The following is a 13,301-nucleotide window of genomic DNA, read 5'->3' on the forward strand; positions in this document are numbered from 1 at the left end:
AATAATTTGGAGTGATTTATGGAAGACAGAATTATCAGAACCGAATATTCGGACATAATGCAAAAGTCATTCATAGACTATGCGATGAGCGTTATCGTTGCGCGTGCGCTTCCCGATATCAGAGACGGTCTTAAGCCCGTTCAGAGAAGAACTCTCTACGATATGTATGAGCTCGGAATAAGATATGACAGGCCTTACAGAAAGAGTGCCAGAATCGTCGGTGATACGATGGGTAAATATCATCCTCACGGCGACAGTTCAATCTATGACTGTCTTGTTGTAATGACACAGGACTTCAAGAAGATCGTTCCTCTTGTCGACGGTCACGGTAACTTCGGTAACATCGAGGGTGACGGCGCTGCCGCAATGCGTTATACAGAGGCTAGACTTTCCAAGATAACACAGGAAAACTTCCTTGAAGATCTGGACAAAAACGTAGTTGATTTTCTTCCCAACTTTGATGAGACCGAGAAAGAACCTGCGGTTCTTCCCGTTAAGATACCGAATTTCCTTATAAACGGATCGGAAGGTATCGCCGTTGGTATGGCTACAAGTACGCCGCCTCACAATCTTGCTGAAGTTATCGATGCCGAGATCGCATATATTCAGGATGATACACTTACAACCGCTGATCTTATGAAATACATAAAGGGACCCGATTTCCCCACAGGCGGTATCGTTATTAATAAAGACGAACTTAAAGATATCTATGAGACAGGTACAGGTAAGATCAGAGTTCGCGGTAAGGTTGAAACAGAGAAGGGTAAGAACGGTCATATAAATCTTGTTATTACCGAGATTCCTTATACAATGATCGGTGCCGGAATCGGTAAGTTTATGGCAGATGTTGCCGAGCTGGCCGAGAAGAAGATCACCAATGACATTATCGATATTTCCAACCAGTCTTCCAAAGAAGGTATCAGAATAGTTATCGAACTTAAGAAGGACACCGATGTTGAGAACTTCACCAATCTTCTTTACAAGAAGACCAAGCTTGAGGATACCTTCGGTGTAAACATGCTCGCTATCGACAACGGAAGACCGGAAACAATGTCTCTTAGAGAAATCATGCGTGCATGCGCAGATTTCCAGTTTGAAGTTGCGACAAGGAAATATACGACTCTTTTAAAGAAAGAGCAGGAGAAAAAAGAGATACAGGAAGGCCTTATCAAGGCTTGTAATGTAATCGACCTTGTTATTGAGATACTAAGAGGCTCCAAAGACAGAGCAATGGCTAAGAACTGTCTTGTTAACGGTGTTACGGACGGGATAAACTTTAAATCCAGAGAATCCAAAGCAATGGCCGCACAGCTTCTTTTTACTGAGCCGCAGGCTGATGCAATTCTTGAGATGAGATTATATAAGCTCATCGGACTTGAACTTGACGCTCTGATCAAAGACCACGAGCAGACTGTAGCCAATATCTACAGATACGAGGATATCCTGGACAGCCACGAATCAATGTCCATGGTTATCCAGAATGATCTTAACAGGATCAAAAAAGAGTATAAGGCAGAACGTAAGACACTTATCGAGAATCGTGAGACTGCCGTATACGAAGAAAAGCCAATCGAAGAGATGGATGTTGCGTTTATTATGGATAAGTTCGGATATGCAAAGACTATCGACGCAACAACATATGAAAAGAATAAAGAGACTATTGAAGCCGAATTCAAGTTCTCATTTATCATGAAGAATACAGGTAAGGTATGCTTCTTTACCAATACAGGTAATCTGCATACGGTAAAGGCTACAGATCTTCCTCAGGGCAAGATGAGAGACAAGGGTGTGCCGATTGACAACGTCAGCAATTTTGATACTTCCAAAGAGACTATCGTTCTTGCATCAAGTCAGTCAGACCTTAATCTTTACAGAGTTCTTTTCACAACCAAAACTGCAATGATGAAGGTTGTAGACGGCGGTGAATTCGATGTTTCTAAGAGAACGGTCGCTGCGACCAAATTAAATGATAATGATGAAGTTGTAAGTGTAGAGATACTACATGAGCAAAAAACTGTTATACTTAAATCAAACGAAGGTTTCTTCCTTAGATTTTTTGTTGAGACTATACCTGAGAAAAAGAAGGCTGCTGTCGGCGTAAGAGGAATGAGACTTGGAAAGAATGACTTCATCAGAGATGTCTATTATTTAAATGACATGGAAGAGAAGCAGGTTGAGCATAACGATAAAAAGGTTGAGCTTAGCCATCTTAAGATCACAAGCAGAGATACAAAAGGCACGAAGGTGAGATTATGAGAGTAATTGCAGGTTCGGCAAGAAGACTAAAACTTGTCACTCCTGAAGGAAATGATACCAGACCTACACAAGACAGGATAAAAGAGACATTATTTAATATGATACAGAATCAGGTTCCGGGATCGGTATTTATTGATCTGTTTTCCGGAAGCGGAGGTATCGGTATAGAGGCTTTATCGAGAGGCGCAACAAGAGCATATTTTGTCGAGAATGCCGCAGCGCCGTACAAATGCATCCTTGCCAATCTTAAGACAACGCACTTCGAGGAAGATGCCACTGTTTTTAAGCAGAACGTGGTTATAGCTCTTAGAAATATACACGAAAAAGAAGTTGATATCATCTTTATGGATCCTCCGTATCACGGAGATCTATATGAAAGAACTCTCGCTCAGTTACAGGCAATGAGTTATGTGACAGAAAATACTATGATCATTGCCGAGAGCCCCGTTGACCTCGATTTTTCTTTTGCCGAGGATTACGGATTTGAAGTCAGAAGAGAGAAGGAATACAAGAATAATAAGCATGTATTTCTGTATAGAAAGGACAAAGCATGAAGGTAGCGGTTTATCCCGGAAGTTTTGACCCTGTTACTTACGGTCATCTCGATATAATAAAGCGTGCGTCCACAATGTTTGATAAGGTAATAGTGGCTGTGATGTGTAATTCTGCCAAAACTCCATTGTTTACGCTGGACGAACGTGTTAAAATGTTAAAAGAGTCTTTAAAGGGCGTTAATAATGCTGTTATTGAGTCTTTTGACGGACTACTTATAGATTATTGCAAAAAAGAAGATATCCATATTGTCATTAGGGGGCTTAGAGCTATCACTGATTTCGAGTACGAACTTCAGATTGCTCAGACCAACAAGGAACTTTCTCACAACGAGGTTGATACCGTTTTCCTTACAACGAACCTTAAGTATTCATACCTTAGCAGTTCTGTTGTAAGAGAGGTTGCAAGCTACGGCGGAGACGTTTCTCCTTGTGTTCCCGAGCATGTAGAACAGGCACTTAAGGACAAGTATGGAAATAGATAAAGTTAGGGGGATCCTACTATGACCAGCAGAATTGAACAGCTGATTGACGAGATCGAGACTTACATTGACAACTGTAAACCCCAGCCTCTTTCTCAGACCAAGATTGTCGTTAACAAAGAAGAGATTGACGAACTTCTCAGGGAACTTAGATCCAAGACTCCTGAGGAGATCAAGAAATATCAAAAGATCATAAGCAATAAAGAGGCTATTTTAAATGATGCTCGTAAGAAGGCCGAGGATATAGTAAATCAGGCTACCATCAAGACTCACGAGCTTATTAACGAGCACGAGATCATGCAGCAGGCTTATGCGCAGGCCAATGAAGTTGTTTCTCAGGCAGCTATGCAGGCAAAAGAGATCCTGGATAACGCTACTTTGGAAGCAAACAACATGAAGGCCGCTGCAGTTCAGTATACCGACCAGCTTCTTGCAGGAGTTGAGGATATCATCACTCAGTCTATCGATGCGACTACAAAGAGTAATGACGAGATCATCGAGAGCATCAAGCAGAGCAGTGTCAATATGGTCAAGGATATCACAGCCAGCACAGACACTGTACTTTCTGCATTTGCTCAGTATAGTGAAGTCATTAAATCCAATAGAGCGGATTTAAGACCGCCTGAGGTTGCTCCGATTCCTGTAGACGGACAGGCACCTGTTGCCGAAGGTGGTATTTCTCAGCAGGACGCACTCAACCTTGATATGATCTGATTAACCGACAAACGGAATAAAAGCTGCCGCGACTGCGACAGCTTTTTATACGTATATCAAATATAAACATCAATTATCATGCATTATTCGCATTATAAAAGGAGTTTTTCATGAAAAAGAAGATTTTTGCTTTGATACTTACAATTGCATTAGCCGTTTCAGGAATAATCCCTGTTAGCGGAAGCGAGGTTTTCGCTGCCGAAAAGCAGCATGTTATCGTTATCGATCCGGGTCACGGCGGATTCGGCGACAGAAATCTCGGAGCACAGTATAACGGATTATCTGAAAAAGTTCTTACTTTGCAGGTTGCCAATGTAATGAAGACAGAGCTTGAAAAATATGAAAACGTGACTGTTTATCTTACAAGAACAGACGACAGATTTATATCACTTGAAGACAGAGCCGCTTTTGCTCAGAGCGTTAACGCAGAATTTGTTTTCAGTATTCATTTCAACGCTTCGGCAGAGCATCTTTTCTATGGTTCAGAAATTTGGACATCTGCTTTTGATAAGTATTACCAGGCCGGCACCAACTTCGGTAATATTGAATCTAATGAGCTTGCTGCTCTCGGTCTTTATCAAAAGGGCGTTAAGACCAAACTCGGATCCTCAGGCAAGGATTACTACGGAATAATCAGAGCAAGTGTTGCCAGGAATATGCCTTGCGTTATCATTGAGCATGCATATCTTGATCACGGATATGATCTTCCTATGGTTAAGAACTCAGATTTCATTAATAAGCTTGGCGTAGTTGATGCAACTTCCGTTGCCAAGTACTTCGGTCTTAAGTCAACCACATTGGGAGTTGATTATTCGGGAATTAAGAATCCTTCGGTTGCTATACCTAAAGGAGCTGTAGGTCAGGACAATACAGACCCTGAAGTATGCTCGATAAGTGTTCTTGGTACCGATAAGGCAAGCGGTAACGTACTTGTTGAAATGACAGCCAAAGATAGCAACAGTCCCATTATCTATTTCTCTTACAGCTATGATGGCGGTAAGACCTACAGCTATCTTCAGATGTGGGACAGATCCAAGGAAACACAGTCATTTAATGTTACTGTTCCAAAGAGCTGCAAAAATCCCGTTATCGTATGCAAAGCATATAACAACTATGAGCTCTTTAAAGAAAGTAATCAGGTAGCGGTTACAGGCTTAGAGTAATTGATGAGACTAGATAAATTTTTAGGTGACCACAATATAGGCACCAGAAAACAGATAAAAGAATATGTCAAAAACGGCAGATGCTCGGTAAACGGCAATCCCGTTCTTAAAGCAGACATACATATTGATGAAAACTCGGATGAGATTTCTTTTGACGGAAAGGTCTTATCTTACAGCAAGAATCATTATTATATGCTTAATAAGCCTGTTGGTGTAGTTTCCGCGACTTTCGATAAAAAGCAAAAGACCGTTATCGATATTTTTAAAGATGAGAATGTAAAGGGCTTAAATCCTTGCGGAAGACTTGATATTGATACGGAAGGACTTCTTCTTTTAACTGATGACGGAGAGCTTATTCACAGGCTGTTATCACCCAAAAAGCACGTTGATAAGACTTATGAGGTTCATATAAGTCATGAGCTTTCGGATGATGATATAAAGCTCTTGGAAGAGGGCGTCGATATCGGCGATAAGAATGACGACGGTTCAAAAAAGCTTACGCTTCCTTCAAAGATTTCTTTCAAAGAGGGTTCTGAACGCGACGAGAACGGTAATCCCGTTATTTTGCTTACGATTCACGAGGGTAGATTCCATCAGGTAAAACGCATGCTCGAAGCTGTCGGTAACGAAGTACTGTTTTTAAAGAGGCTTTCTATGGGAAGTCTTTTGCTTGATCCGGAGCTTAATCCCGGTGAATACAGAGAGCTTACGACAGAAGAGAAACGTGCTCTTAATATAAAATAAAAGTTTTAATTCAGAGGTTTTATAATGCTTGGAAAAGTAAGTAAGGGTGAATACGGATATATTTCATACAGAAAGAAGCTGGCTCTTTTAATAACGATTATCAGCCTGGCTATAACTGTAGGAATTTACCTTACCGGAATTATTATGTACAAAAGCCCTAAGTCGGCATTTAGTATCATAGCTGCGCTCGGCTGCCTTCCGACAGGTTGGTGTGCCGTTAATCTGATCATGTTTATCAGAGCAAAAGCATGCAGCCCGGATGATCATAAAAGAATTGAAAACTGTCGCGGCGGTCTTCTTATAAGATATGACCATGTGATCACTTCATATGATAAAAACTATTATGTGAATGCATCTACAGTTCTTGATAAAAACATATGCTGTTATTCGGCCGATGAAGACATTGATGTTTCGGATTGCGAAGCTCACATCAAGAAAATGATGGCACAGGGCGGTTATTCAAGTTACAGCATCAAGATATTCACGGATATCGATAAGTTCTGCGACAGACTGATTCAGCTCGATAAGCTTAGAAGCGATAAAAGTATCGATCCTTTGGCTATCGAAGATGCCTGGATACCCGGAACAGCGCAGACTCCTGCGAGCATTCTTTTATCAATTTCACTTTAAGGAATAATATGAAAGAAATTATTGTCGGCGTAAATGAAGAGGGTAAGAGACTGGATGGATTTTTAAAGTCATATCTTCCCAATGCCTCAAAGGGCTTCATTTATAAGATGCTTAGGAAAAAGAATATCACGCTGAATGACAAAAAAGCTGATGGGCTTGAGAAACTAGCCAAAGAAGATTCCATCAAGATCTTCTTTTCCGATGAGACTCTAATGAAATTCAAAGGCGAATCCACAGCTAACGGTAGAGCAGACAATCTTGATACGGAGAAAATAGATCTTTCTAAATACGGCGATGTATCTGTTTTGTTTGAAAATGACCATGTTTTGTTTGCTTCAAAACCGGCAGGTCTTCTTTCTCAAAAAGCGGATGCGAATGATATGAGCATTAACGACTTTCTTATCGATTATCTTTTAAAGAATAAAAAGATAACGCCGGAAAGTCTTGATACATACAGACCTTCTATATGCAACAGACTCGACAGGAACACAAGCGGAATGGTAATCTGCGCTAAATCTCTTGTCGGCGCGCGCTGCATGAATACGATGCTTTCGGACAGAGCTCTGGATAAGTATTATATTGCCGTAGTTTCGGGTTTAATCGAAAAAGATTCGTTATTAAAAGGCTATCTGAAAAAAGATACGGATTTAAACAAGGTTGATATTCTTAAAGAAAATCCGAATGATAGTAATTATTCTTATATAGAAACATATTTTACTCCCGTTAATTATAATTCAGATTCGGATACGACAGTTCTTTTAGTCAAGCTTATTACGGGAAAGCCTCATCAAATAAGAGCGCATCTGTCTAAGACGGGGCACCCTATTATAGGAGATTCCAAATACGGCGGAAGAAAAGTAAAAGGCATTGGCAGACAGTTACTGCACAGCTACAAGATTTCTTTTCCCGAAAATATGCCGGATACACTATGCGATCTAAGCGGAAAAGAATTTATAGCTCCGTTACCGGCTGAATTTGCTTTATTTTGTAGTGGAGGAGATTTATGCCTACATGGAAAACAAGGGGACTGAGAGGTTCTACGCTTGAGGAGCTCATTAACCGTTCGAACGAAAGGTACAGTGAGCTTAGACTTGCGCTTATTCAAAAGATCCCGACACCTATAACTCCGATAAACATCGATAAAGAAACCAGGCATATTACGCTTGCTTATTTCGATCAGAAGAGTACAGTCGATTACATCGGCGTAGTACAGGGGATTCCTGTATGCTTTGATGCAAAAGAGTGTGCTTATGATACTTTTACTCTTGAAAACATTCATCCACACCAGGTCGCGTTCATGGACAGTTTTGAAAAACAGGACGGACTTGCATTCTTTTTGATCTACTATACAGCCAGAAACGAGTTTTATTATCTCCCTTACAGGAAATTAAAAGAGTTTTGGGACAGAGCCGAAAACGGAGGCAGAAAGAGCTTTAGACATGATGAGCTCGACCTTTCTTTTATAATTCCTTCTCCGGGAGAACAGGGAATACTTATTCCTTATCTCGATGCAATTCAGAAAGACCTAGAACAAAGATAAACACGGTTTATACTTGTAAAGGCTTTTTGCTTGACAATGTAATTAAATGAATGTTAAACTCTCTAATATAGTAACGAATTATTAGAGTAGCACTGTACCATGCTAAAGTATATTAAATGAGGTAATTATGAATAAAGTACTGTTACATACACCTGACGGCGTGCGCGATATATACGGCGCTGAATGCAGCGACAGATTGATCCTCGCCGGTAAGATCCATGAAGTAATGAAGAGTTACGGATATCTTGATATAGATACTCCGACTTTTGAGTTTTTTGATGTATTTGCTGAAGAAATAAATGCAAGCGACGCTAGAGAGCTTTTTAAATTCTTTGATAAGGAAGGCAATACGCTCGTTCTTCGTCCCGACTTTACTCCGTCGATCGCTAGATGCGCTTCAAAGGTAATGCTAGAAGATAATGAGCCTGTGAGAGTTTGCTATGAGGGCAAGACTTTCCTTAATACATCCAATCTTCAGGGGAAGCTCAAAGAGAACTCCAATATCGGTGTGGAACTTATGAATGATTCATCTGTATACGCCGATGCCGAGGTGATAGCTCTTTTGGTAGAAGCTCTTAAATCAACGGGACTCAATGATTTCCAGATCAGCATAGGAGATGCCGATTTCTATAAAGGAATCTGTGAGGAAGCCGGAATTGATGAAGAGACCGAAGAGAAGATAAGAGGCTATATTACAGAGAAGAATTACTATGCTGCAGAGAATATATTGAATGAGAGCGGAGTTTCGCCCAAGCATTCCAAGCTTATTGTCAACGTTGCTGAGTTTATCGGTTCAGATGAAGCACTTGATATGGCTCAGAGCATGGTGACCAATAAGAGATCGCTTGATGCCGTTAAGAGGCTTAAGGATCTTTATAAGGTTCTTACAAATTACGGTGTTGAGAAATACATATCTTTTGACCTGGGTAATTTAAGTAAATTCAATTATTATACGGGTGTGATCTTCAGTGCATATACATACGGCGTCGGTGATGCCATTGCCAAGGGCGGAAGATACGACAATCTTACGGGTAAGTACGGTAAAAAAGCTCCCGCTATCGGCTTTTCTATTGTTATTGACGACTTGATGTCCGCATTATACAGACAAAATGCCGATGTAGAACACGAATCTGACATTGCTGTCGTAAATTATACACCTGATACATTTGAAGCTGCTCTTAAGCAGGCTAAGGAACTTCGTAAAAACGGCACGCATGTCGTTTTAAAAGCGAAATAATCGGAGGAATTATGAGATATCTTACTTTTGCGCTCGGAAAAGGCCGACTTGTTAATTCTTGCATGGAACTTCTGAATAAATGCGGAATCGAATGCGAAGAGATTTTAGATAAAAAAACACGGAAGCTTATATTTACCAATGAAGAGCTTGGTCTTAAGTTCTTTTTGGCAAAGGGTCCTGATGTTCCGACTTACGTTGAATACGGCGCTGCAGACATCGGTATTGTCGGTGCCGATACAATTATGGAAGAAAACAGAAGAGTATATGAGGTTCTCGATCTGGGATTCGGCAAATGCAGAATGTGCGTCTGCGGCCCTCATGATGCCAAGGAACTTCTTGAGCATAGAGAGCTTATCAGAGTAGCCAGCAAGTATCCCAATATTGCCAAAGACTACTTCTTTAACAAGAAGCATCAGACTGTCGATATCATTAAGCTTAACGGCTCTGTTGAGCTCGGACCTATCGTTAATCTGTCGGATGTTATCGTTGATATTGTAGAAACAGGCTCTACTCTTAAAGAGAACGGTCTCGAAGTATTGGAAGAGATCTGTCCATTATCTGCCAGAATGATCGTAAATCAGGTCAGCATGCAGATGGAGACTGAAAGGATCAGAAAACTGATCACAGCTATGAAGGAGAATTTATAAATGCAGACGTTAAAGCTTACAGAAGAAACAAAAGAACAGCTTCTCGGAAACCTTCTTAACAGAAATCCCGGTAGCTATACGGAATACGAAACAATCGTAAGTGACATTATTGAGAATGTAAAAAAGAACGGCGATAAGGCTCTTTTCGAGTATACTGCCAAGTTCGATAAATGCGATATTGACTCATCTTGCGTTAAAGTTACAAAAGAAGAGATTGAAAAAGCATATTCACTTCTTGATGCAAAGTTTGTTGAAGTCATGAAGAAGAGCGCTGAGAACATCAGAGAATTCCATGAAAAGCAAAAGAGAAACACATGGATAGATACCAAGGAAGACGGAAGCATTCTCGGTCAGAGAATCCTCCCCATTGAGATCTCCGGTGTATATGTTCCCGGCGGAAAAGCAGCGTATCCTTCCAGTGTTCTTATGAATGTTGTTCCCGCCAAAGTGGCAGGTGTAGAGCGCATCGTTATGTGCACACCTCCCGGAAAGGACGGAAATGTCAATCCCGGAACTCTTGTAGCTGCCGATATTGCAGGTGTTACAGAGGTATACAAGGTTGGCGGAGCTCAGGCTATCGCAGCTATGGCATTCGGAACAGAGAGTATTCCCAAGGTTGATAAGATCACAGGTCCCGGCAATATCTTCGTAGCCCTTGCCAAGAAAGCTTGCTTTGGACATGTATCAATTGACTCAATAGCAGGTCCAAGTGAGATACTTGTTCTTGCAGATGAGACAGCCAATCCAAGATATGTTGCTGCAGATCTTTTATCTCAGGCAGAGCACGATGAGATGGCAAGTGCCATTCTTATCACAACATCTCAAGAACTTGCTGATAACGTAGCAAAAGAGATCGACGGCTTCTTAAAAGAGCTTTCAAGAGCTGATATTATCAAGAAATCACTTGATAATTACGGCTATATGTTTGTGGCAGATAATATGGAAGATGCAATAGATGCTGCCAATGCAGTAGCTTCTGAACACCTTGAGATAATTACAAAGAATCCTTATGAGGTAATGACCAAGATCAAGAATGCGGGCGCTATTTTCCTTGGAGAGTATTCTTCAGAACCACTCGGAGATTATTTTGCAGGCCCCAACCACATTCTTCCCACAAACAGAACAGCAAGATTCTTCTCACCTCTTAATGTTGATGATTTCATGAAAAAGACAAGCATCATCGCATATTCCAGAGATGCTCTTGCTAAGGTTCACGAAGACATCGAGCTTTTTGCCAAGGAAGAGGGACTTACGGCTCACGCCAATTCAATCGCTGTAAGATTTGAGTAAAAAGAAATGATCAGTTCTTAATTGATTGGATATAAACATAAGATTTTGCAAGTTTTCTTTCCAAAAAGTCTATAAACTGCAAGTTTATCGGATTTTTATAGTTTTTTAACATAAAATAACACCATATATTGTTATCGACAATAAGGAGACACAAGTTATGGAAAATAGAATTGCAAGTGTTACTCGAAAGACTAAAGAGACCGATATCACTGTAACCATCAATATTGATGGAAAAGGAACAGGTGATATTTCTACAGGAATAGGTTTCTTCGATCACATGCTTGAAGGATTTGCCAAACACGGTCTGTTTGATCTGACTGTAAAAGTGAAAGGCGATCTTAATGTCGACGGACACCACACAGTGGAAGATACAGCAATTGTGCTTGGTCAGGCTTTTCTCGAAGCTATCGGTGACAAGAAAGGGATCAAAAGATACGGAAACATGATTCTTCCTATGGACGAAACACTTGTGATGAGTGCCGTGGATCTTTGCGGAAGACCGTATTTTGTAATGGATGCAGGTTTTGAGTCACCCATGGTAGGTGATTTTGATACTCAGCTTGTAAGAGAGTTTTTCTATTCATTCTCTTACGCGGCAATGATGAATCTACACCTTCGTGTTATTACAGGCTTCAACGATCACCACAAGATAGAAGCTATGTTTAAAGCTCTTTCAAAAGCTTTGGATGAAGCTACGACTTATGATCCCAGAATAACCGATGTTTTAAGCACAAAAGGAGCTCTTTGAGAATGAATTATAACAAGAAATTTATACCATGCATTTATCTATTTCAGGGAAAGGCATATTTGGATTTTAATAAGTCAAATGCTTTGTTTGACGATCCGGTAAAGCTTGCTTCTCGTTATTCCGACTGCGGTGCCGATGAAATAATCATATTTGACCTTTCGACCGAAGGAAACGATAAGGAGCATGAAGAAGCTCTTGATATCATTAAGAAGATATGTAAGGTTGTCGATACCGATGTTATCGGTGCCGGAAACGTTAGGCGTATGGAAGATATCAAAAAGCTTCTCTATGCGGGATGCAAAAAGGCTTGTCTTAATTTCTCAAAACAGGGAAATGTTGAGATCATCAAGGAAGTATCCGATAAATTCGGCAAGGATAAGATCTGTGTTTGCTACAGCAACAACGGACAGATTTATGATAATAAAGAGCTTGTAAATACTTATGCGTGCGAACTTATAAATATTGCAGATGAAGATCTTACAAATGTTACCTTTACAGAGCTTCCCATCATCGTGCTTAAAAAGGCCGCAGGCATTGAAGATGTTGAAAAGCTCTTTTCGGAAGGTAAAGTATCCGGTATTAGCGGAAATGCCGTTAATGATAACTGCGCTAAGATAGATGAATGGAAAGCGGTATGTAATTCCAAGAACATACCTATCTGCAAACTTGAAGCAAAGTTCTCATGGGCAGATCTTAAAAAAAATTCAGATGGCATGGTTCCCGTTATTGTTCAAGACTACAGAACCGATCAGGTGCTTATGCTTGCTTATATGAACGAAGAAGCATATAACAAGACTCTCGAGACCGGGAAGATGACGTATTACAGCCGTAGCAGACAGAGCCTTTGGCTTAAGGGCGAGACAAGCTCTCACTTCCAGTATGTAAAGGCTTTGTACGCAGACTGTGATTATGATACAATTCTTGCAAAGGTAAAACAGATAGGAGCTGCTTGCCATACCGGAAACTATTCATGCTTCTTTAATAAAATTGCAAGCAAGGATTACAATGAAAAGAACCCTCAGAAGGTTTTGGACAGTGTCTTTAACGTTATCAAAGACAGAAAAGTAAATCCGAGAGAAGGCTCTTATACAAATTATCTTTTTGATAAGGGAATAGATAAGATTCTTAAGAAAGTGGGAGAAGAGGCTACAGAGATCGTTATCGCAGCCAAGAATCCCAATGAGAACGAAATTGTTTACGAATTATCTGATTTCCTGTATCATATGATGGTCCTCATGGCAGAAAAGAATGTCAATTGGGAGGACGTTACAGACGAACTGTCAAGAAGATAAGGAAATA

Annotated in this window: 14 protein-coding genes; all 14 read left to right on the plus strand. The window is 40.5% G+C overall.

From position 1 onward, the window contains the following. The first annotated feature begins 18 nt into the window (after nucleotides 1–18). The gene (locus tag D6856_RS00090) at nucleotides 19–2,256 is read left to right on the plus strand and encodes a DNA gyrase/topoisomerase IV subunit A (RefSeq protein ID WP_120685243.1); all 2,238 of its coding nucleotides are present in this window, start codon (nucleotides 19–21) and stop codon (nucleotides 2,254–2,256) included. Further along, a complete protein-coding gene (gene rsmD, locus D6856_RS00095; protein ID WP_120685244.1) occupies nucleotides 2,253–2,810 on the plus strand; it encodes a 16S rRNA (guanine(966)-N(2))-methyltransferase RsmD in 558 nt (185 codons plus the stop codon). The genes D6856_RS00090 and rsmD overlap by 4 nt, the downstream gene beginning before the upstream one ends. Next, nucleotides 2,807–3,292, plus strand: a complete 486-nt coding sequence (gene coaD, locus D6856_RS00100; RefSeq protein ID WP_092246949.1) for a pantetheine-phosphate adenylyltransferase — start codon at nucleotides 2,807–2,809, stop codon at nucleotides 3,290–3,292. Before rsmD ends, coaD begins: the two co-directional genes overlap by 4 nt. A gap of 18 nt (nucleotides 3,293–3,310) precedes the next feature. Continuing rightward, a complete protein-coding gene (locus D6856_RS00105) occupies nucleotides 3,311–4,003 on the plus strand; it encodes an ATPase (protein WP_120685245.1) in 693 nt (230 codons plus the stop codon). Nucleotides 4,004–4,113: 110 nt separating this feature from the next. Next, nucleotides 4,114–5,166, plus strand: coding sequence for an N-acetylmuramoyl-L-alanine amidase family protein (locus D6856_RS00110; RefSeq protein WP_120685246.1), 1,053 nt, complete (start codon nucleotides 4,114–4,116; stop codon nucleotides 5,164–5,166). 3 nt (nucleotides 5,167–5,169) lie between these two features. Beyond that, complete coding sequence (locus D6856_RS00115; RefSeq protein ID WP_120685247.1) at nucleotides 5,170–5,910, plus strand: pseudouridine synthase; 741 nt, start codon at nucleotides 5,170–5,172, stop codon at nucleotides 5,908–5,910. 24 nt (nucleotides 5,911–5,934) lie between these two features. After that, complete coding sequence (locus tag D6856_RS00120; protein WP_120685248.1) at nucleotides 5,935–6,540, plus strand: hypothetical protein; 606 nt, start codon at nucleotides 5,935–5,937, stop codon at nucleotides 6,538–6,540. Nucleotides 6,541–6,548: 8 nt separating this feature from the next. Next, nucleotides 6,549–7,571 (plus strand): RluA family pseudouridine synthase, encoded by a 1,023-nt coding sequence (locus D6856_RS00125; RefSeq protein ID WP_120685249.1) that lies wholly within the window; start codon nucleotides 6,549–6,551, stop codon nucleotides 7,569–7,571. Next, on the plus strand, nucleotides 7,544–8,080 hold the full coding sequence (locus D6856_RS00130) for a Holliday junction resolvase RecU (protein ID WP_120685250.1): 537 nt from the start codon (nucleotides 7,544–7,546) through the stop codon (nucleotides 8,078–8,080). Before D6856_RS00125 ends, D6856_RS00130 begins: the two co-directional genes overlap by 28 nt. A gap of 127 nt (nucleotides 8,081–8,207) precedes the next feature. Next, complete coding sequence (gene hisZ, locus D6856_RS00135; RefSeq protein ID WP_120685251.1) at nucleotides 8,208–9,317, plus strand: ATP phosphoribosyltransferase regulatory subunit; 1,110 nt, start codon at nucleotides 8,208–8,210, stop codon at nucleotides 9,315–9,317. Between the two features lie 11 nt (nucleotides 9,318–9,328). Further along, a complete protein-coding gene (gene hisG / locus D6856_RS00140; protein ID WP_092246972.1) occupies nucleotides 9,329–9,964 on the plus strand; it encodes an ATP phosphoribosyltransferase in 636 nt (211 codons plus the stop codon). Continuing rightward, on the plus strand, nucleotides 9,965–11,254 hold the full coding sequence (gene hisD / locus D6856_RS00145) for a histidinol dehydrogenase (RefSeq protein ID WP_120685252.1): 1,290 nt from the start codon (nucleotides 9,965–9,967) through the stop codon (nucleotides 11,252–11,254). It begins immediately after the preceding gene. A 157-nt stretch (nucleotides 11,255–11,411) separates the two neighbouring features. Continuing rightward, nucleotides 11,412–12,002, plus strand: a complete 591-nt coding sequence (hisB, locus tag D6856_RS00150) for an imidazoleglycerol-phosphate dehydratase HisB (protein WP_120685253.1) — start codon at nucleotides 11,412–11,414, stop codon at nucleotides 12,000–12,002. A gap of 2 nt (nucleotides 12,003–12,004) precedes the next feature. After that, entirely contained in the window at nucleotides 12,005–13,294 is a 1,290-nt protein-coding gene (hisIE, locus tag D6856_RS00155) for a bifunctional phosphoribosyl-AMP cyclohydrolase/phosphoribosyl-ATP diphosphatase HisIE (RefSeq protein ID WP_120685254.1), read from the plus strand. Nucleotides 13,295–13,301 lie beyond the last annotated feature (7 nt).

Source organism: Butyrivibrio sp. XB500-5 (assembly GCF_003625505.1).
GTDB lineage: Bacteria > Bacillota > Clostridia > Lachnospirales > Lachnospiraceae > Butyrivibrio.